Below are 21,224 nucleotides of genomic sequence, written 5' to 3' on the forward strand. Positions count from 1 at the left end.
AGCCCTTGACGACGAGGGCTGTTTTTTTGTATAATAAGTGCACAATCATGTGACTGACGGAAGTGGAGTTACCACGGGGAGCATGATTTCTTGAAGCCGACCGTCTGGGCAACTTACCAGCGGAGCGGCCTTTTTTTATGCAGCGGACAAGGAGTGACTACCATGGCAAAGGTATTAAGCGATATCGAAATTGCACAACAGACGACATTAGAACCGATTACGACCATTGCAAAGAAGGTCGGACTGACGGACGACGATTTGGAACTCTACGGGAAATACAAGGCCAAGATTTCCTTTGACGCCATCAAGCGCCTTTCCAAAGAAAAAGACGGCAAGCTCGTCTTGGTTACGGCCATTACGCCGACGCCGGCCGGCGAAGGCAAGACCCTGACGACCATCGGCCTGGCCCAGGCTTTAAATTACATGGGGCATAAGGCCGTCGTCGCCCTGCGCGAACCGTCCCTGGGCCCTGTTTTCGGCATCAAAGGCGGCGCTGCCGGCGGCGGATATTCCCAGGTCCTGCCCATGGAAGACATCAACCTCCATTTCACCGGTGACATGCACGCCATTACGGCGGCCAACAACCTCTTGGCAGCAGCCATCGACAACCACGTCCATCAGGGCAATGCCCTTCGCATCGACGTGCGCCGCATCATCTGGAAGCGGGTCATGGACATGAACGACCGGGCCCTTCGCAACCTCGTCGTCGGCATGGGCGGCAAGGTCTGCGGCTTCCCGCGGGAAGACCACTTCATGATCACCGTCGCTTCGGAAATCATGGCGGCTCTGTGCCTTGCCAGCGACCTCATGGACCTCAAGAAGCGGATGGGGGACATCACCGTTGCCTATGACCTTGACGGCAATTTGGTCACGGCCCGGCAGCTCGGCGTCGAAGGGGCCATGGCTATCCTCATGAAAGATGCCATCAAGCCGAACCTCGTTCAGACGATCGAACATACGCCGGCCCTGGTCCACGGCGGCCCCTTTGCCAACATCGCCCACGGCTGCAACTCCGTCGTCGCCACGAAATTGGCCATGAAGATGGGGGACATCGCCGTTACGGAAGCCGGTTTCGGTGCTGACCTCGGCGCTGAAAAGTTCATGGACATCAAGTGCCGTTTCGCCGGTATCAAACCCGATGCCGTCGTCATCGTCGCCACTGTCCGGGCCCTCAAGATGCACGGCGGCGTCGATAAGAAGAACCTCCAGGAAGAAAACGTCGAAGCTTTGAAAAAGGGCTTTGCCAATCTTGCCAAGCACATCGAAAACATGCGCCTCTTCGACGTCCCCGTCGTCGTCGGCATCAATAAATTCATCAGCGATACGGATGCTGAAATCCAAGCTCTGCGCGACCTCTGCGCCGACTATGGCGTCGAGGCAGCCCTCAACAACTGCTGGGCCGAAGGCGGCAAGGGCGGCGTCGAAATGGGCGAAAAGGTCCTCAAGATGCTGGAACAGCCCAAGACGCCGTACAAACCGATTTACGACGTCAACGCTTCCATTCCGGAAAAACTGACGGCCATCGTCCAAAAGGTATACGGCGGCGACGGCGTCGTCTTTGAAGGCAACGCCAAGAAACAGATTCAGGAACTGGAAGCCTTCGGTCTCGACCACATGCCGGTCTGCGTGGCCAAGACTCAGTATTCCCTGTCGGATAATCCGGCCCTTTTGGGCGCACCGAAGCACTTTACGGTTACCGTCAAAGACGTCCGCGTCTGCACCGGTGCCGGCTTCATCGTCTGCCAGACGAGCAACATCATGACCATGCCGGGCCTGCCGAAGGTCCCGGCGGCCAACCGCATGGACATCGACGAAAACGGTGTCATTACAGGTCTCTTCTAAGATGGATTATACGAAGTTCCAATCGATGCCCCTCGACGAGCTCCTGACCGTCACGGCATCGAAAGAGCCCATTCCCGGCGGCGGCGGCATCGCCGCCATGACGGCTGCGTCGGCAGCAGCCCTGGTCGAAATGGTGGCCAACCTGACCATCGGGAAAAAAGGCTATGAAGAGATCGAAAAACTCATGATTTCCATTCGCGACAAGGCCCAGGTGCTGCGGCAGCGGTATCTTGAAGGCATCGCCGAAGACGCGGCGGCCTTCGACAACGTCATCCGTTCCGTCCGCCTGCCAAAGGACACGCCCGACCGGACGGCTATCGTCCAGCAGGCCTTTAAAGATGCAGCCACGTCGCCCTTTGAGCTGGGGAAGGACATCTTCGCCCTCCTGCAGTTAGCGGAACAGGTCGTCCGCTACGGCAACGCCTGGGTCATTACCGACGGAGCCATCGCCGCTATGAACGCCAGAGCCGCCATGCGCTCGGCCTTCTACAGCGTCCGCATCAACCTGCGTTCCATTAAAGACGAGGCCTTCGTCGACCAGATGATCGCCCAGATCCGCGAAATCGAAGAAAAGGCCGTCATGGTCGAACAGAATGTAGAATACGAATATCGTCAGCGTTAACCTATGAGAGACTGTCGCCGTGCGGCAGCCTCTCTTGTTATATAGGTCGAGATACCGTATAATATAAAGTATACGAAAGGAGAATACAATTCTATGTTTGATTTCAATATACTTGCGATCATCGCCGGTATCCCCGGCCTGCTCATTGCCCTGGTCATTCACGAATATGCCTACGCCCAAGTCGCAGACTGGATGGGGGACGACACGCCGCGGATGATGGGGCGCCTGACCCTGAATCCCGTAGCCCACATCGACCCGGTGGGGCTCATGATGCTGCTCGTAGCCCGCTTTGGCTGGGCCAAGCCGGTCATGATCAATCCCGGAAACTTCCGCAATTGGCGAAAAGGGGAGATCTGCGTGGCCCTGGCCGGCCCGGTGTCCAACCTGATCACCGGCTTTATCGCCCTCGTCGTCCAGCTGGTCTTCGCCAAGCTGAACCTCTTCACCTCGACGGCTCTGCCCATGGTACTGCAGCTCATCGTGTTGTACAACGTCAACTTTGCCATCTTCAACATGCTGCCCTTGCCGCCTCTCGACGGCTCGCGGGTCCTGATGTGCTTTTTGCCGACGGAATGGTCGTATAAGCTGGCCAGCATCGAACGCTACAGCTTCCTGATCCTCATCGCCTTGATGATGACCCCTGTTTTCACCTATATTTTGATTCCCCTGCAGCGCCTGGTATTTACTATATTCTCGCTGCTGCTGGCTCCCTTTTGGTAAGGAGGAGTTATAATGATGTATAAAAAGATCATCGCCGCCGGTTTACTGTGGACGGCGCTCACGGCTTCGGCCGGTGCTTTTGACTATAATCAGTCCGTCGATGAAATCGCCGCCAATCCCTTGACGGCCTATCAGACGGTGTACCTGGGCATGCCCCGCGCCGATTTTGACGGCAACTTTTCCGTCTTATCGGACTGGACCTTCTATGGCAGCACCGTGTCCTTCACGGAAAAAGCCGAACGGACGTCTGTCGTAAAGAACGTTTCCGTCACCGAAGGCATTGAAATCTTTTCGGCCGATACGTCGGCCAAGGGCCGGGTCTTAGCCTTTGACAACTACTTTAAGACCAAGGACAAGGCGACGGCCAAGTCCATTTACACCCGACTCGTAGCGACGATTTATTCCAATATGGAGAACTTCCCGGTCAAGCAGAGCGACAAGGAAGTGGAATGGAAACAAGATGACGTCTCCATCACCGTCGCCTTTGACGGCCAGAAGGACAAGAGCGGCGATTACATCGTCTACATCCGCCGCTACAACAATGAGATCCTGAAATAGTCCCTTTGTTGACAATGTACCTGAGAACGTATATAATAGGGGCATAGCAAATTTAACCTTTTGACCTTTAGCTTTTTTTGAAGAGGGTGAGTTTTATGAACAGTGTAAAAACGGTATTCCTCATGACGGCCCTGGCCTGTATCCTCATGGCTCTGGGCGGCATTTTCGGCGGCCGCAGCGGCGTCATGATTATGTTTATTATCGCCATGGGTATGAATTTCTTCTCCTATTGGTTCAGCGATACGATGGTACTGCGGGCCTACAAGGCCGAACAAGTCGGGGAAGATCATTACCTGTACCGCATCGTGGCTGATCTGGCTCAACGGGCCAACCTGCCCATGCCCAAGGTCTACATCATCCCGACCGATGTGCCCAACGCCTTTGCGACCGGACGGAATCCGTCCCATGCAGCCGTAGCGGCAACGGCAGGGATCATGAATCTCCTCGATGAAGATGAGATCCGCGGCGTCCTGGCCCATGAAATGAGCCACGTTCTCCATCGCGACATCCTCATCAGCACCATCGTCGCCAGCTTTGCCAGCGCCATTGCCATGATCGCCAATATGGCCCAGTGGGCTGCCATTTTCGGCGGCGGCCGCAGTGAAGACGGTGAAGGCAGCAATCCCATCGCCCTCATCGCAACGGCTCTCTTAGCGCCCTTGGCTGCGTCGGTCATCCAAATGGGTATCTCGCGGACGCGGGAATACATGGCTGATGAAGAAGGGGGACGCATGATCGACGATCCCATTGCCTTGGCCCGTGCCTTGGCGAAAATCGACAACTATGCCCACTATCAGGTATTGCCCGGTGCCAGCAAGGCGACGGCCCACATGTGCATCATCAACCCCTTCTCCGGGGCCCGCAGTACCTTGATGAACCTGTTCAGCACCCACCCGCCGACAGAAGACCGCATTGCCCGTCTCGAAGACTTAGACAGACAATTACACGGATAAGCGCTTATCGCCGCTCCCCGAATTATCTTTCGGGCGGGCGGCTTTTTCCGTTTCCCGGCGTTTGCATTTTTTTGCAGAAACGATATAATAAAACCATTGCAGCTATACAGTTTTTTTATGTCAGGAGGGGGAAAGGTTGGCACAATATATCATGCTGCAGGGGACGAGTTCCCATGTCGGCAAGAGTATCCTTACGACGGCATTGTGCCGTATTTTTTTACAAGAGGGGCAGCGCGTCGTTCCCTTTAAGGCTCAGAATATGGCCCTTAATTCCTATGTAACCGCTGACGGCTTGGAAATGGGTCGGGCCCAGGTCGCCCAAGCCGAGGCGGCAGGCCTCCTTCCTATGGTCGATATGAATCCCGTCCTCTTAAAGCCTACGGGAAATGCCTGCTCCCAGGTCATCATCGGCGGAAAGCCCGTCGGTAATATGTCGGCCCGGGAATACCACAAGGGCTATGCCATCAAGGCCTTTGACGCCGTAAAGGCTGCGCTTTCACGCCTCGACAAGGCCTACGACCGACTGGTCATCGAAGGTGCCGGCAGTCCCGCCGAGATCAACCTCAAAGACCACGACATCGTCAATATGCGCGTCGCCAAATATTTGGGCGCACCGGTCCTCTTGGTGGCCGACATCGACCGCGGCGGCTCCCTGGCGGCCCTGGTCGGCACCTTGGAGCTCCTCGACGAAGAAGAGCGGGCTCACGTCAAAGGCCTCATTATCAATAAATTCCGCGGCGACGTATCGCTCTTTACGCCGGCCGTCGAGTTCTTAGAAAAAAAGACGGGAAAGCCCGTCTTAGGCGTCATTCCTTACATTGGCGACCTCGGCATTGACGATGAAGATTCCGTCTCCCTCGAAGAGAAGGGATGCGGTCCGTCGCCGGACAACATCAACATCGCCGTCGTCAAGGTCCCGAAGATTTCTAATTTTACCGACTTCGACAGCTTGTCGCGGGAAAAAGATACGGATCTTTATTATATCAGCGGGCCTGACGAACTTTCTGGTGCCGACGCCGTCATCCTGCCGGGCAGTAAGAACACGACGGAAGACTTGTTGTTCCTAAAAGAACACGGCTGGGATCAGGCCCTTAAGGCCTTTATGAAGCAAGGGAAACCGGTCATCGGTATCTGCGGCGGCTATCAGATGATGGGCGATGCCGTCGTCGATCCCGACAGGAGCGAATCCGATTTGAAATCCGTCGAAGGCCTGCACCTCCTGCAGGGGACGACGACCTTCAGCCCGGAAAAGCTGACTTTTCAAGTGACGGCCGAATGCCGGAGCCTGCCTTTTTTAGGCGAGTCTATTGACGCCGGGGCGCTTACGGGCTATGAAATCCACATGGGACGGACCGAGGCTGACGGCCGCGATGCCTATCCCTTCGTCGTCACCAGCCGGTCGCAGCAGCCTTGTCAGATTACGGTGGGAGCGGCTCGCCGGGACGGCCTGGCCTGGGGAACTTATATTCACGGCATCTTTGACAACGACGACTTCCGGCGCCGGTTCTTGAATGTCCTGCGCTGCCGCAAAGGCTGGCCGAATCTTCCCGTTTCCCTGCATTACCGACAGGAAAAAGAAGAGAAGTACGACCGTCTGGCTGCCGTCGTTCGCGACAGTCTCGACATGCCGCGCCTGCAGCGCATTATAGAGGAGGGGATACGATGATTACGGTCATCACGGCTTTTATTATCGATTTTATCATCGGCGACCCGCGGACGACGCTCCATCCCGTCGCCTTGATGGGGTCCTTTATCAGTATGCTGGAACGCTTCTTTTACAATGAAAAATCATCCAAGTGGGAGCATTTCATCTTAGGCGGCCTGTTGGTATTCATTACCCTGCTATTTTTCTATAATCTGACCCTGGCCATCGTCCTGATCTTGGAATTTCTCCCGCACCAAGGGGTGAATTACGCCATCCAGGGCCTCATCCTGTCCTTTATGATCTGCCCCCACAGCCTGGCCAAGGCCGGCCGCGATATTTATAACTATCTCCTGCGCCGCCACCTGCGCATGGCCCGCATCAAGGTCGGTCAAATCGTCGGCCGGGACACGAAGCACCTCGACAGTCCGGAAGTGACGAGAGCGACAGTAGAAACGATTGCCGAAAATACTGTCGACGGCATCATTTCGCCCTTATTTTTCTTCGCCCTCGGCGGCCTGCCCTTGGCCGTCGTCTACCGGGCAGCCAATACCCTTGATTCCATGATCGGCTATAAGAACGACCGCTATATTTACTTTGGCCGCGTCGCCGCCCGCGTCGACGACGTCTTAAACTACATCCCGGCCCGGCTGACGGGACTCTTATTGATTGCCGTAGCCGCCATCCTCGGCTATGACTACAAACAGGCCTGGCAGATCATGCGCCGCGATGCGAAAAAGCATCCCAGTCCCAACGGCGGTTATGCCGAAGCGACCGTTGCCGGAGCCTTGGGAATCCGTCTCGGCGGCCACAACCGTTATTTCGGGAAGGATACTTTCCGAGAATACATGGGTGATGCCGGCCGCGAACTGGAACCGATCCACATTAAACAGACCATCCGCCTCATGTACGGTTCGTCTCTTCTGGCAGGCGTCTTGACGGCCCTCTTGTCTTGGGCACGGTACGGCCTATGGAGCTGATCGTCCGCGTGCCCGGTTCCTGCGGCGAAATCATGCAGGGCTATTGGCACGATGAACCTTTTTTAGTGACCTGTCCCATCGACCGCTATAGTACGGTCACGGTCCGTCCCGGCACGGGCCGGCTCATGGGCGGAGGCGTCAAGGCGAAATGGGCCTTTGACCTGGCCCGGGACTACTGCCGGGTGTTGGACCTGCCTTACGACTTTTGCCTGACGTCGGACCTTCCCGTCGGCAAGGGCATGGCCTCGAGCTCCGCCGACATCTGCGCCGTCCTGGCTGCCGTCGGGGCCGCTTCGGGACGGCGCATTAGAGAAGAAGACATAGGCCGCCTGGCAGCTTCTATCGAGCCGACAGACGGCGTTTTTTGTCGGGGCCTGGCCGTCATCGAGCCCGATACGGGGGAAATCCGGGACCGCCTTCACCCCGTTCCTGATCTTGCCATCGCCGTCTTTGACGCCGGCGGCACCGTCGACACCGTGACCTTCCATGGCAAGGGAAGGGCTCGTCGGCATCCTGATTCGACGGCCATCGCTGCCGGCTTGGCCCTCTTAGAAAGGCCTTTGACGCCGGAAAAATTGGGTAAGGCAGCCACCTACAGCGCTCTTGCCAATCAGGTCCTCCTGGAAAAGCCTGACTTTCCGGCCTTTGTAGCAGCAGCCCTTCCGTGTCCTGGCGTCGTCGGGGTCAATACGGCCCACAGCGGGACCGTAGCCGGCGTCTTTTTTAAGAAGGGCCGGGAAGGGGAGGTCCTTTCCGACATCGTCCGGCCGTTGACGGCGCAGTTTCCGCAGTGGACCTATGCCGGGACGGTCCATTTACAGTCGGGCGGCATCTTTATCGAAAGGAGGTGAAATGCTATTGATTCAGCGATTTGAGCATGGCGGCAACATTTACCAGGCGCCGCCGGAAGGGAAGACGTGGATTGATTTCAGTGCCAACATCAATCCTCTCGGCCTGTCGCCGGCAGTAAAAGAAGCTATGGCCGCTCATCTGGATGCCGTCGTCCACTATCCCGATCCTAAAGGGATGGCTCTCCGGTCGGCCCTTGAAAAAGCCTACGGTGTCTCTTCTGATTCACTTCTCTTAGGGAATGGGGCAGCCGAACTCTTTTACCTCTACATGCACGCCTTCCGGCCGCGGCGGGTCTTGATTCCCGTCCCGTCTTTCAGTGAGTACGAGCGGGCGGCCAGGGCTTCGGGCACCGTCATCGACTACTGCCATCTGGCGGCCGATGACGATTTTGCCTTTCCTTGGAAAAGGCTGCGAGCGGCCTGCGGCCACGTCGACTGTATCATCATCGGCAATCCCAATAATCCCACTGGGACCTTGGCCTCGGCTCATGAATTGGCATCCCTTACGGACCTTGCGGCCCGCAAGGGGACGGACATCATCGTCGACGAGTCTTTTCTCGATTTTCTCCCATCGGATAAGGCGTATTCCGTCGTCGACCTGGCAGAACGATGTGATTCCTTGTTGGTCATCCGGTCCCTGACCAAATTTTATGCCCTGCCCGGCCTGCGCCTTGGTTTCGGTGTGACGACGCCCTTGCGGCGGAGTCTCATGGAAGGCCATAAAGACGACTGGAACGTCAATGTCCTGGCCCAGTATGCCGGCGTGGCCGCCCTCGAAGATCGGGCATACCAGGAAGCGTCGCGCCGCCTCGTCGCTGCCGAACGAGACGGCCTTTATGAGGCTTTAAAACAATTGCCGGGCCTTGAAGTCTGCCGTCCCAGCGTCAATTTCCTCCTATGGCGACTGGCTGACGACATCCCGGCAGAGCCCCTCATCGAAGCCCTTCGGGACGAGGGCATTTTGGTCCGCTCCTGTGCCAATTACGTCGGTTTATCGCCGTCATATATAAGGACAGCTGTCCGATCTCCTTGGGAAAACAAATCGCTCATTCAGATTTTACAAGAAAAACTAATGAATTTACGCAATCTACAAAAAAATATTAAACGGTAGACATTTGTCTATTAGAATTAGATTAAAGTTGATGCGTTTTTGTGATTTTTTCCGTTTTTTATGATAAAATAAATTCAAGATTAAATTATTTAATTTAATCGATTCAGCGTCCTTATTATTTATTGACACGATTTATTGATAGGAGGAGTGTTATTATGGGAGAAAATAAGGGAAACAGAACGGTAGCCATCGGGCTTATGCTGTTCGCGCTGTTTTTCGGGGCCGGGAACCTGATCTTCCCGGCTGCCATGGGTCAGGCTGCCGGCGTCAACGTCTGGTGGGCCGTCTTGGGCTTCGTCGTCACCGGTGTCGGCTTGCCCTTGGCAGGCGTCCTGGCCATGGGCTATTCAGGCTGTAAGAACCTGCAGGAGCTGGCTGGCCGCGTCCATCCGGCATACGGTCTCTTCTTCACGGTCATCAGTTATTTGACCATTGGGCCGTTCTTCGCGATTCCTCGTACGGGCAGTGTTTCTTACGAAATCGCCGTTCGTCCTTTCTTGCAAAGCGGCGGCAGTGAAGCCATCATGACGGGCTTTTTGGTTTTATTCTTCCTCATTTCTTTATGGTTATCCATTTCGCCGCAGAAATTAGTTGACCGCATTGGCAAGATCTTAACGCCGGCACTGCTCGTCGCTATTTTACTGCTCATCGCGAAATCCTTCATTACGCCCCTTGGCTCGCCGCAGGAACCGATCGCTGCTTACGGCACGGCTACCGTCGCTGCCGTTCAGGGTATCCTCGACGGTTACAATACGATGGACGCCATCGCTTCCTTAGTATTTGCCATCCTGGTTATTGAATTCGTCATGGAAGACGGGGCAACGACGCCGGCGGCTATTACGAGAGAAGTATTTAAAGCCGGTGCTATCGCCGTCGGCTGCTTGGGCTTCGTTTACATCTTCGTTGCTAAAATCGGCGCTGACAGCGTCGCAGCTTTCGGTATTCAGGAAACGGGTGCTCCCGTTCTTTCTAAGAGTGCTATGATCCTCTTCGGCAACGCTGGTGCTGTCATCCTGGCCGTCATCGTTCTCTTGGCTTGTCTCTCGACGGCTATCGGCCTGATTACGTCCTGCGCATCGTACTTCAATGAACTGATCAAATTGGGCTACAAGAAATGGGTTGTCATCTTTACCCTCATTTCCTTCTTCGTCGCTATGTTCGGTCTGAAGACGATCATCACCGCCGCCATTCCGGTCCTGATGTTCATCTATCCGTTGGTCGTCGCCATCATTATCTTGGCCTTCCTTCACAAGACCTTTGACGGACGGCAGTGTGTCTATGCATGGACGATTGGTTTAACCTTAATTCCGGCTATTGTTACGGGACTTCAGACTGCTGAATTCTCACTTGGACATATTGATACTATCTTTGCTACTATGGTACCGCTCCACTCGTTGGGGATGGGCTGGGTATGCTTTACCATCGCCGGGTTCGTCATCGGCTTCATCTGGAAAAGCATTTTCTCCTCTTCGTCTAACGGTGTGACAGCGAAATAACAGACAGGGGATGAGCTTATGGACATTTTACGCCGTAAATCCTTCGATGATTTGCTGGCCCATACGAAAGAAAAGAAGTTGAACAAGGCTTTAGGAGCCTTCGACATCACCATGATGGGTCTGGGCATCATTATTGGTACGGGGATCTTTGTTCTGACCGGTATCGGCGCTGCAAAATACGCTGGCCCTGGCCTGATGTTATCCTTCGTATTTGCAGCCGTCACATGTGCGTTTGTGTGTTTGGCCTATTCTGAATTAGCTTCGTTCTTGCCTGTATCAGGCAGCTCCTATACCTACGCCTATGCATCGCTCGGTGAAATCTTCGGATGGTGGGTCGGTTGGAGTTTGATTTTGGAATACTCTGTCGGTGCCAGCGCCGTTGCTGGCGGCTGGTCGGCCTACTTCGTCGGGATCCTGCATTCCATGGGCATCGACCTTCCCAAGGCCTTGACGGCCGTTCCGGCAGATGGAGGCATCATTAACTTACCGGCTGTGCTCATCGTTGCATTGACGACGGCTCTGCTCGTCGTCGGCGTTCGCGAAAGTGCGCACGTCAACCGCATTTTGGTCTACGTTAAAATCGGGACGATTTTCTTGTTCCTCTTCCTGGCAGGCCCCCATATTGAACCGATGAATTGGGAACCCTTCCTGCCGTATGGCGTCCACGGTGTCTTCGCCGGGACCGCCGTCCTGTTCTTCGCTTACCTCGGCTTCGACGCCTTGTCGACGGCTGCCGAAGAAACGAAGAACCCGAAACGGGATATGCCGATCGGCATCATCTCGGCTCTGGCTATCTGTACGGTCCTCTACATCGCCGTTTGTGCGACCATGACCGGCGTCGTTCCGTATCCCATGTTGGATACGGCAGCACCGGCATCGTTTGTTCTTGAGTACATCGGCCTTCACCTCGGTTCGGCCATCGTCGGCACCGGCGCTATCTGCGGCCTGTCGACGGTTGTCCTGGGCATGCTCTTTGCTCAGAGCCGTGCCCTTTACTCCATGAGTCGTGACGGCCTCATGCCGATGAGCCTCTACAAGGTTCATCCCAAGTTCCAGACGCCGTACATCATTCAGATCGTCATCGGTATCATCGTCGCCTGCATTACGGGCTTCACGCCGATCCATATCGTCGCTGAAACCTGCAGCGCCGGTACGATCTTCGCCTTCTTGTGCTCCAGCGTCGGCATCTTGGTTCTGCGCCGCATCTATCCGAATCATCCGCGCGGATTCCGCTGCCCCGCTGTCCACATCATTGCACCCTTAGGCTTCATCTGCTGCGCATTCATCTTCTTTGAATTGTCGCCGCATACGCTGATGCTGTTTTCGGGCTGGACGATTCTTGGCTGGCTGATCTACTTCGTCTACGGCCGTAAACACAGTGTGCTTCAGAAACAGGAAGAAAACCCGTCGTAAGGGCCTTCCCGTTTGAGATACCACTATAAAAGGAGCTGCAGAGAAATGAGTGATCATTTCTCCGCAGCTCCTTTTTTGTATGCCAGGTTATGTGCCTTGAGCCTTATTTTACTTTATTTTTCAAGGTCCCGATGGCCGGGATGGTGATTTCGACGGTGTCACCGGAATGGAGGAAGCGGGGCGGGTTAAAGCCGACGCCGACGCCGCTTGGCGTGCCCGTTGCGATGACGTCGCCCGGGAAGAGGGTCGTGCCCTGGGAAATGGTGTGGATCAGTTCGGGGATGGTGAAGATGAATTCGCCAGTCGAACCGTCCTGGCGGACTTCGCCGTTGACTTTGGTGATGATGTCAAAGGTTTCAGGGGCTGCGTCGCGCAGGAGGACGTAGGGGCCCATAGGGCAGAAGGTGTCGAGGCTCTTGCCGTGGAACCATTGGACGTGGTTGGCTTGGAGGTCCCGAGCCGTTACGTCGTTTAAGATGGTGAAGCCGTAGACGTGATCCATGGCTTCGCTGACCGGGATGTCCGACCCTTCTTTGCCGATGACGACGGCCAGTTCCCCTTCGTAATCGACCTGTTCAGTTACGTTCTTATGAGGTTCGATGGCATCTTCCGGCCCGATGACGGCCGACGTGGCCTTGGTGAAGATGACAGGGCACTTCGGTTTGTCCGGCATGGCCGTTTTATCGAATTCGGCGATGTGGTCGGCGTAGTTTTTGCCGATGCAGAAGACGTTCCGTTCCATATGGGGAATGGGGGCCATGATACGGACCGTGTCGAGGGGCTTGGCCTTGACGGCGCCGGTCTTTTCGTTCTGTTCGAGGGCGTCGGCTAAGGCTAAGATGCCGTCGTTGCCCTGTCGGATGAATTCTAAGAGCGTTTCCGGAAGGGGCGTAAAGAAGGCTTCTTCTAAGGGAATGGCCCCGTAGACGGCCGTTTCCGACTCATCGAGGACGCCCCATTGGACGAAACCGAGGTCCTCAAAGGTGACTAATTTTTTTATCATTGCAGCATCGACTCCTTTATCTTTTTTATAAGCTAAATTATATCATGCCCCTTTTTCTCTGTCCAAAGGAAAGTCTCCGCCAGTCGGGAGAAAGACATTCTCTGTCAGGCGACGGTTATTCTGATGGGGTATATGAGTTGCAAAGATAAGGCAATACAAGGTATAATTAAATACTGAACAAGCATTCATACATAGATAAAAGGGGAGACACATCGATGGATAACGAAACGACCAAAAATTTTATTGAAACCATTATCGATGAAGACAGCGAAAAAAATACATACGGCAATCGAGTACATACCCGTTTCCCGCCGGAACCGAATGGCTATCTCCACCTGGGCCATGCGAAATCGATCTGCCTGAATTTCGGCATCGCCAAGAAATACGGCGGCCTGACTAACCTTCGCTTTGACGATACCAACCCGTCCAAGGAAAATACGGAATACGTCGACTCCATTAAGCGCGACGTCAAATGGCTGGGCTTTGACTGGGACGACCGCCTGTTTTATGCGTCGGACTACTTCGATAAGCTCTATGCCTACGCGCAGAAGTTGATCCGTTTGGGCAAAGCCTATGTCGATGACTTATCGGGCGACGAAATCCGGGCCTACCGCGGCACCTTCAACGAACCGGGCAAGGAAAGCCCGTACCGCAGCCGCAGCGTCGAAGAAAACCTGCAGCTCTTTGAAGAAATGAAGGAAGGCAAGTACGCCGACGGCGAAAAGGTCCTCCGTGCCAAAATCGACATGGCCAGCCCCAACCTCAACATGCGCGATCCCGTCCTCTACCGCATCGTCCACGCCGACCATCACCGGACGGGCAGCAAGTGGTGCATCTATCCTATGTACGACTTGGCTCATCCCGTATCGGACGCTATCGAACGGGTTACCCATTCCATCTGCACCCTCGAATTTGAAGCCCATCGCCCGTTGTACAACTGGGTCCTCGAAGACTGGGAAGATCCGGAAGGGCAGAAGCCTCGTCAGATCGAATTCGCCCGCCTCAACGTCACCAAGATGATCACCAGCAAGCGCAAACTGCGTACCCTCGTCGAAAAGGGCATCGTCAGCGGCTGGGACGATCCCCGTATGCCGACCATTTCCGGCATTCGCCGCCGGGGCTATACGCCGGAATCGATCCGTGACTTCTGTGAACGCATCGGCGTTGCCAAAGCCGACAGCATGGTCGACATTTCCCTCCTCGAATACTGCATCCGCGAAGACCTCAAGATGAAGGCTCCGCGCTTCATGACCGTCATCGACCCGATCAAGGTCGTCCTGACCAACTATCCCGACGGCCAGACGGAACAGATGAAGGCCGACAATAACCAGGAAAATGAAGCCATGGGCACGCGGGACATGACCTTCAGCAAGCATTTATACATCGAACGGGCCGACTTCATGGAAGAACCGGTCAAGAAGTTCTTCCGCCTGGCTCCGGGCAAAGAAGTCCGCTTGAAATACGCCTACATCATTAAATGCGAAGAAGTCGTCAAAGATGAAGCCGGCAACATCGTCGAACTTCGCTGCACCTACGACCCGGAATCGAAGAGCGGCAGCGGTGCCAATGCCGACCGCAAAGTAAAGGGTACCCTCCACTGGGTCAATGCCGAAGACGCCGTCGATGTCGAAACGCGGGTCTACGACTACCTCCTTCGCGATGACGACGGCGACAGCGAGGAAGCCAAGGATTTCCTCGACATGATCAATCCCGACAGCCTCGTCGTCTACCACAGCAAAGCCGAAAAGGCCATCGCTGACTACAAAGCCGGCGATAAATTCCAATTCCTGCGCCAGGGCTACTTCGTCATCGACCCCGATACGACGGACGATCACATGGTCGTCAACCGCATCGTCGGCCTCCGCGACACGTGGGCTAAGATGCAGAAGCAGAAAAATCAATAAGCCGATGATAAAAGGGTTGTCTTTCTCCGGAAGGATTAGAATTTTCTGAGAAGGGGCAACCCTTTCTTCTCATTGTGTATATAATGGAGGGGAACATGAAAACACTTGGCTCATACAGCTGGCTGTCGTTACTGATCTTTTTGATTGCCGGCGGCATCCTCGGCGGTATCGTCGGGGAAGCCTTATATGCCGTTCCGGCCCTGCAGGGCGTGATGCCGGCCCTGACCCAGCATTATGAAATTTTAAACATCCAGCAGATGCACTTCAATCTCTATGTCATGGAATTGCAGTTTGGCATCCATTTGGCACCGAATCTCTTGAGCATCATCGGCATCCTTTTAGCTGCCGTGCTCTTTCGCCATTTTCAGTAACACCTACCTAGGAGGGATTACATGCTTATTTTAGCCTCTGGTTCGCCGCGCCGACGCGAACTGTTGACACAAATCGGCGTGGCCTACATGGTCAACCCGAGTACCTATAATGAAGAATCGCCGAAGAAGAAAGATCCGCAGAAGTACGTTCAGGATCAGGCCCTGGGCAAGGCCCGCGATGTAGCCCTAAAATTCCCGGGCCAGTGGGTCCTCGGTGCCGATACCATCGTCGCCATCGACGGCGTCATGCTGGGCAAACCGAAAAATGGTACGGCGGCCATGGCCATGCTGCACGAACTGTCGGGCAAGAAGCATTCTGTCTATACGGGCATCGCCTTGGTCAACGACAAGAAGGAATATACCAAGGTCGTCGAAACGAAAGTTTGGTTCCGCCATCTGACGGAAAAAGAAATGAAGGCCTACGTCGCCTCCGGTGAACCCCTCGATAAGGCCGGCGGCTACGGCATCCAGGGCCGGGCAGCGGCCTTTGTCGATAAGATCAACGGCTCCTATACCAACGTCGTCGGCCTGCCCTTGTCGCAGGTCTGCAAGCTCTTTCATAAGGCCAAGGTCCGTGTATGAATACGCCGGTGAGGGAACTCGCCGTTTGTGAGAAACCGCGAGAGAAATTTATCCGCCACGGACCGGCGGCAGTGACCGACCAGGATTTACTGGCCATCTTGCTGCGGACAGGGACCAAGGGCCGCTCGGTACTCCACGTATCGCGCCAGGTCATCCGTTCTCTGCCCGGTGAAAATCTCTGTTACCTCAGCACAGCCAGTGTCGATGACCTCTGCAACATCCGAGGCATCGGCGAAGAAAAGGCGGTCACCGTCTGCGCCGCCATCGAGCTTGGCCGGCGCATTTCCCGCCAGCAGGCCCTGCGGTCGGCCCCTGATTTCAGTACGCCCGACGCCATTGCCGGCTACGTCATGGAAGACCTGCGCTTTTTACCGCAGGAACAGTTCGGCGCCGTCTACTTATCGACCAAGAACCAGCTCATTACCTACCGCACGCTGACCATCGGCACCATCGATGCCAGCCTGGCTAAGGGCCGCGACGTCTTTCGCTATGCCCTGCGCTACAACGCGGCAGCCGTCGTCCTCATTCACAACCACCCGTCAGGAAACCCCGAGCCGAGCAAGGACGACATCCGCATTACCCGGCGCATCGCCGAAGCCGGGCAGATCATGGAAATCCCCGTTTTGGACCACATCATCATCGGCGACGGCATCTTCGTCAGCCTTTGTGAGCGCGGTTATATCTAACACACCTCAAGACAGAACAGGTCCTTCATGCTATAATAGAGATAAATTAACGGCGGCCTTCTCATAGGAGAGGGCAGCCGTCTTTGAGGTGGAGACTTTATGATTGGTTATTTTTCAGGAACGGGCAATTCCTTATATGCAGCCAGAAAATTGGCTGAACTGATCGGTGACAGGGCCCTGCCGCTGACTCAGATCGCACGACAGCCCGAACACTTGCCCCATCGCAGGTTCGGCATCGTCTTTCCCGTCTATTTCGGCGACGTACCGGAACCGGTACGGGATTTCATCGCCGAGGCGCCCCTCGATAAGGGGACGTACTTCTTTGGCATCGCCACCTGTGGGGGAACGGCCGGCCGGGCCCTTCAGACCTTGGACCGACTCTTACAGAAACGGGGATGCACCCTTTCGTACGGCGAAGTGCTGCCCATGATTGCCAACAGTACCGTCGCCTCGCGCCGCCATATTCACTATGATATGAATCGCCTCGATCGGGCCGATGACATCCTCCACGACTGCGCCGAGGACATCCGCCGTCAGGTCCGCGATACGTCGGCCGTAACCGGTTCGGCTGCAGCGGCGATTATGAATTTCGGCCCTTTGCGGAGTTTCGGGAATTACTGGCTGACGCCGGCCGTCGATCGAAATAAATGCGTGTCCTGCGGCATCTGCGCCCATGTATGCCCCGTCGAAAACATCCGTCAGGACGATGACAAACCGGTGATGGACAACCGCTGCAGCCGCTGCCTGGCCTGCCTGCACTGGTGCCCTCATCAGGCCGTGACCGTCCACGGAAAGACCGTCCTGCCGGAAGATCAGTACCATCATCCCGATGTGACTATCCGCGACATGATGGTGCGGTAAGGCCGAAAAGGGGAGCGTCCTTTTAAAAGGCCTTCGGCGCTTGTCGTGACAGGCGCCTTTTTCCTTGCCCGGAGCGGGCCTTTTGGCTGCCGGGCCGCCTGCGCTTGCAAAATACAGCAAAAGGTGATTAAATTGTATATGTATGAATGTTGACAAAGCCTTTCGATTTGTCAATGCCAAATTTTTCTGCAAGGAGTGTCAGTATGAAAATCAGTGCCGAAGAAATAAAGAAAATCGCACTGTTGTCCCGACTGGAAGTCAAAGACGACCAGATCGAAACGGTCGGGAAACAGCTGAACGACATCTTATCGTACATGGATCTCTTAGGTCAGGTCGACGTGACCGGCGTCAAGCCGACAGCCCATGCCGTCGCCATGTCCAACGTCATGCGCGACGACGTGCCCCAGCCGTCGATCTCTAATGAAAAAGCGCTTCAAAATGCGCCGGAACAAGACGAAGGCTGCTTCAAAGTTCCGAAAGTCATTCAGGATTAATAGGAGGCCTATGTATGTTAACCATTCATGAACTACATGAAAAGCTCGTCCGCCGCGACGTATCTGCCGTCGAAGTGACCAAAGCTTTTCTTGCCCATAAAGATACGGTAGAACCGAAGGTACGGGCTTTCTTATCGGACAGCCGCGAAGGCGCCCTCAAAGGAGCCGCTGCCGTCGATGAAAAAATCGCCGCCGGCGAAACGATTGCCGACTTGGCCGGCATTCCTGGTGCGATTAAAGACAATATCTGCATCGAAGGCCAGCAGGCAACCTGCGCTTCGAAGATCCTTGAACATTTCAAGGCACCGTATAATGCGACGGTCATCGAAAAATTGGCCGCTTCCGATTATATCAGCTTAGGCAAGGCCAACATGGACGAATTCGCCATGGGCAGCTCGACGGAAAACTCGGCCTTCCATGAAACGCACAACCCGTGGAACCTCGACTGCGTCCCCGGCGGTTCTTCCGGCGGTTCGGCAGCCGCTGTCGCCTCCGGCTCTGCCGTTTGGGCTCTCGGTTCCGATACGGGCGGATCGGTCCGCCAGCCGGCCGCTTACTGCGGCGTCGTCGGCCTCAAACCGACGTACGGCCTTGTATCCCGGTACGGCCTCATCGCTTACGCCTCCTCGTTGGACCAGATCGGTACCCTTACTAACGACGTCGAAGACTGCGCCATCGTCTTGAACGCCATTGCCGGCCACGATTCCAAGGATTCGACCTCGATTCCGCAGGAAAAACAGGATTATAAACAGGCTCTGGTAAACGACGTCAAAGGCCTTAAGATCGGCATCCCGGAAGAATTCTTCGGCGAAGGCCTGGACGCTGCCTCCCGCAAAGCCCTCGACGACGCCATGGATACCTATAAGAAACTGGGCGCCGAAATCGTTCCTATCAGCATGCCAAACATGAAGTACGGCATCGCTGCTTACTACATCATCGCCCCGGCTGAAGCCAGCTCCAACCTGGCCCGCTACGACGGTGTCGGCTTTGGCATGCGCGTCGACGGCAAGGACATCGTCGACATGTACATCAAGACCCGTACGGAAGGCTTTGGCGACGAAGTCAAGCGCCGTATCCTCCTCGGTACCTACGTATTGAGCTCCGGTTACTACGACGCTTACTACCTGCAGGCCATGAAAGTCCGTACCCTGATGAAACAGGACTTCGATGAAGCCCTTAAGAAATGCGATATCCTCTTGACGCCGACGGCTCCCGATACGGCCTTCAAGATCGGTCAGAACAGCGGCGATCCCCTGGCTATGTACCTCGGCGACGTCTGCACCGTTCCCTTGAACCTGGCCGGCCTTCCGGGTATCAGCATTCCCTGCGGCTACAAAGACGGCCTGCCCATCGGCATGCAGCTCATCGGCAAGGCTCTCGACGAAGCGACACTGCTCCGTGCGGCCTATACGTTTGAACAGAATCGGACGGATCTTCGCATGCCGTCGCCCATGGGGGAGGTTGAAATTTGATGAAATATGAATCCGTTATCGGCTTGGAAGTCCATGTCGAATTAAAAACGAAAACCAAGATTTTCTGCGGCTGCAGCACGGAATTCGGCGCTGAACCGAATACCCACGTCTGCCCGGTCTGCTTAGGCCTGCCAGGCGTCCTGCCCGTACTCAATAAAGAAGTCCTGCACTATGCCGTAAAGGCGGGCTTGGCCCTGCACTGCGACATTTTGCCCTTCAGCAAATTTGACCGTAAGAACTACTACTATCCGGACCTTCCGAAGAACTTCCAGACGTCCCAGTTCGACCTGCCGATCTGCAAAGGCGGCTACATCGACATCGACGTCGACGGCAAGCAGCGCCGCATCCATTTGACCCGTATCCACATGGAAGAAGACGCCGGCAAGCTCGTCCACAGCGGCAGCACCATCGCCACATCTGACTCGAGCCGCGTCGACTACAACCGTACCGGCGTACCCCTCCTTGAAATCGTCGGCGAACCGGAACTGCGCAGCGGTGCTGAAGCTCGGGCTTACCTTGAAAAATTGCGCTCCATCATGCAGTACCTCGGTGTATCCGACTGCCGCTTAGAAGAAGGCAGTATGCGCTGTGACGCCAATATTTCCATCCGCCCCGTCGGTTCGACGACTCTCGGCACCAAGACGGAAATCAAGAACATCAACTCCTTCAGTGCCGTTCAGAAGGGGATTGAATACGAAGCCGTCCGCCAGGCACAGATTCTCGAAGAAGGCGGCACGATTCAGCAGGCTACCCGCGGCTGGGATGAAGCTAAAGGCGTAACCATCCTCCAGCGTGTCAAAGAAGGGGACAGCGATTACCGTTACTTCCCGGAACCGGACCTCATTCCTATCGAAGTCTCGCCGGAATATATTGAAGAAGTTCGCAAAGAACTTCCGGAAATGCCCGATGCTCGCTGCCAGCGCTTCCAGGACGAATTGGGCCTTTCCGAATACGACGCTAATCTCCTGACCTTGGAAAAACAGACGGCAGACTACTTTGAAACCGTCGTAGGCGAAGGCGTCGATGCCAAAGAAGCAGCCAACTGGATGCTCGGCGAATTCGCTAAGAAACTGAATGAAGAAGGCATTGGCATTACGGCATCACCTGTCGATCCGAAAGCCTTAGCCGGCCTCTTGAAGCTCATCTCCAAAGGCACGATTTCCGGTAAGATCGCCAAGAAAGTCCTTCCGAAAATGTGGACCTCCGGCAAGTCGGCCGAAGACGTCGTCAAAGAACAGGGCCTGGTACAGATTACCGATACGGGCGCTCTCGAAGAATTGGTGAAGAAAGTCATCGCCGCCAATCCCCAGTCCGTTGAAGACTACAAAGCCGGCAAGAAGAAAGCCATCGGCTTCCTCGTCGGTCAGATCATGAAAGAAACGAAAGGCCGCGCCAATCCTGGCGTCGTCAATGAATTGTTAACGAAAAACTTGCAGTAACAGATAAGATGAGAAAAGTCATCGTCGGAAATCCTCCGGCGGTGGCTTTTTTTGTCTGCCGCCTGAAATTCTCTGCCGTCCTAAAAACGGCAGGGGCGGTCGTTTTGCATGTTCGAGGGAAAAATGGGAGGCCTGGAAATTTTCCGGAGGCAGGTAAATCTTTGGGGCCAGTCGCCTCCACCCGTAAAACGGGTGGCTCGACGGGCGGCTATAAGCCTTTATTG

General features: G+C 55.2%; 21 protein-coding genes and 1 riboswitch. Of the genes, 20 read left to right on the forward strand and 1 reads right to left on the reverse strand.

Annotation, left to right across the window (positions count from 1 at the left end; all coding sequences use genetic code 11):
- Positions 1-39: 39 nt before the first annotated feature.
- A riboswitch (ZMP/ZTP riboswitch) is annotated at positions 40-117 on the forward strand.
- A 45-nt stretch (positions 118-162) separates the two neighbouring features.
- From QZQ46_RS04160 to QZQ46_RS04210, 11 genes are all read left to right on the forward strand, one after another.
- Entirely contained in the window at positions 163-1,842 is a 1,680-nt protein-coding gene (locus QZQ46_RS04160) for a formate--tetrahydrofolate ligase (protein ID WP_296827099.1), read from the forward strand.
- Between the two features lies 1 nt (position 1,843).
- The gene (locus tag QZQ46_RS04165) at positions 1,844-2,464 is read left to right on the forward strand and encodes a cyclodeaminase/cyclohydrolase family protein (protein ID WP_296827101.1); all 621 of its coding nucleotides are present in this window, start codon (positions 1,844-1,846) and stop codon (positions 2,462-2,464) included.
- A 93-nt stretch (positions 2,465-2,557) separates the two neighbouring features.
- A complete protein-coding gene (locus tag QZQ46_RS04170; protein ID WP_296827103.1) occupies positions 2,558-3,184 on the forward strand; it encodes a site-2 protease family protein in 627 nt (208 codons plus the stop codon).
- Between the two features lie 12 nt (positions 3,185-3,196).
- Positions 3,197-3,742 carry a hypothetical protein gene (locus tag QZQ46_RS04175; RefSeq protein ID WP_296827105.1) on the forward strand — a complete coding sequence of 182 codons (546 nt, stop codon included), beginning with the start codon at positions 3,197-3,199 and terminating at the stop codon, positions 3,740-3,742.
- 95 nt (positions 3,743-3,837) lie between these two features.
- On the forward strand, positions 3,838-4,695 hold the full coding sequence (gene htpX / locus QZQ46_RS04180) for a zinc metalloprotease HtpX (RefSeq protein WP_296827106.1): 858 nt from the start codon (positions 3,838-3,840) through the stop codon (positions 4,693-4,695).
- A 136-nt stretch (positions 4,696-4,831) separates the two neighbouring features.
- Entirely contained in the window at positions 4,832-6,361 is a 1,530-nt protein-coding gene (locus QZQ46_RS04185) for a cobyric acid synthase (RefSeq protein WP_296827109.1), read from the forward strand.
- Positions 6,358-7,317: an adenosylcobinamide-phosphate synthase CbiB gene (gene cbiB / locus QZQ46_RS04190; protein WP_296827111.1), complete on the forward strand. Its 960-nt coding sequence runs from the start codon at positions 6,358-6,360 to the stop codon at positions 7,315-7,317. The genes QZQ46_RS04185 and cbiB overlap by 4 nt, the downstream gene beginning before the upstream one ends.
- Positions 7,308-8,168 carry a GHMP kinase gene (locus QZQ46_RS04195; protein ID WP_296827114.1) on the forward strand — a complete coding sequence of 287 codons (861 nt, stop codon included), beginning with the start codon at positions 7,308-7,310 and terminating at the stop codon, positions 8,166-8,168. Before cbiB ends, QZQ46_RS04195 begins: the two co-directional genes overlap by 10 nt.
- 7 nt (positions 8,169-8,175) lie before the next feature.
- Entirely contained in the window at positions 8,176-9,279 is a 1,104-nt protein-coding gene (gene cobD, locus QZQ46_RS04200; protein WP_296827116.1) for a threonine-phosphate decarboxylase CobD, read from the forward strand.
- A 155-nt stretch (positions 9,280-9,434) separates the two neighbouring features.
- Complete coding sequence (gene brnQ / locus QZQ46_RS04205) at positions 9,435-10,775, forward strand: branched-chain amino acid transport system II carrier protein (RefSeq protein ID WP_296827118.1); 1,341 nt, start codon at positions 9,435-9,437, stop codon at positions 10,773-10,775.
- 18 nt (positions 10,776-10,793) lie between these two features.
- Positions 10,794-12,188, forward strand: a complete 1,395-nt coding sequence (locus QZQ46_RS04210) for an amino acid permease (RefSeq protein ID WP_296827119.1) — start codon at positions 10,794-10,796, stop codon at positions 12,186-12,188.
- 103 nt (positions 12,189-12,291) lie between these two features.
- Here QZQ46_RS04210 and QZQ46_RS04215 read toward each other — a convergent pair whose 3' ends face one another.
- Positions 12,292-13,191, reverse strand: a complete 900-nt coding sequence (locus QZQ46_RS04215; protein WP_296827121.1) for a fumarylacetoacetate hydrolase family protein — start codon at positions 13,189-13,191, stop codon at positions 12,292-12,294.
- 215 nt (positions 13,192-13,406) lie between these two features.
- Here QZQ46_RS04215 and QZQ46_RS04220 point away from each other — a divergent pair, with 215 nt between their 5' ends.
- From QZQ46_RS04220 to QZQ46_RS04260, 9 genes are all read left to right on the forward strand, one after another.
- The gene (locus QZQ46_RS04220) at positions 13,407-15,095 is read left to right on the forward strand and encodes a glutamine--tRNA ligase/YqeY domain fusion protein (RefSeq protein ID WP_296827123.1); all 1,689 of its coding nucleotides are present in this window, start codon (positions 13,407-13,409) and stop codon (positions 15,093-15,095) included.
- A gap of 95 nt (positions 15,096-15,190) precedes the next feature.
- Complete coding sequence (locus tag QZQ46_RS04225; RefSeq protein WP_296827125.1) at positions 15,191-15,466, forward strand: DUF4321 domain-containing protein; 276 nt, start codon at positions 15,191-15,193, stop codon at positions 15,464-15,466.
- 21 nt (positions 15,467-15,487) lie between these two features.
- Positions 15,488-16,048: a nucleoside triphosphate pyrophosphatase gene (locus QZQ46_RS04230; RefSeq protein ID WP_296827127.1), complete on the forward strand. Its 561-nt coding sequence runs from the start codon at positions 15,488-15,490 to the stop codon at positions 16,046-16,048.
- Entirely contained in the window at positions 16,045-16,734 is a 690-nt protein-coding gene (radC, locus tag QZQ46_RS04235) for a DNA repair protein RadC (RefSeq protein ID WP_296827129.1), read from the forward strand. Before QZQ46_RS04230 ends, radC begins: the two co-directional genes overlap by 4 nt.
- Before the next feature lie 99 nt (positions 16,735-16,833).
- Positions 16,834-17,595 (forward strand): EFR1 family ferrodoxin, encoded by a 762-nt coding sequence (locus tag QZQ46_RS04240; RefSeq protein WP_296827131.1) that lies wholly within the window; start codon positions 16,834-16,836, stop codon positions 17,593-17,595.
- Between the two features lie 203 nt (positions 17,596-17,798).
- Positions 17,799-18,089, forward strand: a complete 291-nt coding sequence (gene gatC, locus QZQ46_RS04245) for an Asp-tRNA(Asn)/Glu-tRNA(Gln) amidotransferase subunit GatC (protein WP_062412092.1) — start codon at positions 17,799-17,801, stop codon at positions 18,087-18,089.
- 14 nt (positions 18,090-18,103) lie between these two features.
- Positions 18,104-19,561 (forward strand): Asp-tRNA(Asn)/Glu-tRNA(Gln) amidotransferase subunit GatA, encoded by a 1,458-nt coding sequence (gatA, locus tag QZQ46_RS04250; protein ID WP_296827133.1) that lies wholly within the window; start codon positions 18,104-18,106, stop codon positions 19,559-19,561.
- Positions 19,561-21,000, forward strand: coding sequence for an Asp-tRNA(Asn)/Glu-tRNA(Gln) amidotransferase subunit GatB (gene gatB, locus QZQ46_RS04255; protein WP_296827139.1), 1,440 nt, complete (start codon positions 19,561-19,563; stop codon positions 20,998-21,000). Before gatA ends, gatB begins: the two co-directional genes overlap by 1 nt.
- An 8-nt stretch (positions 21,001-21,008) precedes the next feature.
- A partial coding sequence (locus QZQ46_RS04260; RefSeq protein WP_296827135.1) for a hypothetical protein occupies positions 21,009-21,224 on the forward strand: 216 nt, incomplete at its 3' end.

The sequence above is a fragment of the uncultured Megasphaera sp. genome (assembly GCF_900539295.1).
Lineage (GTDB): Bacteria > Bacillota > Negativicutes > Veillonellales > Megasphaeraceae > Megasphaera.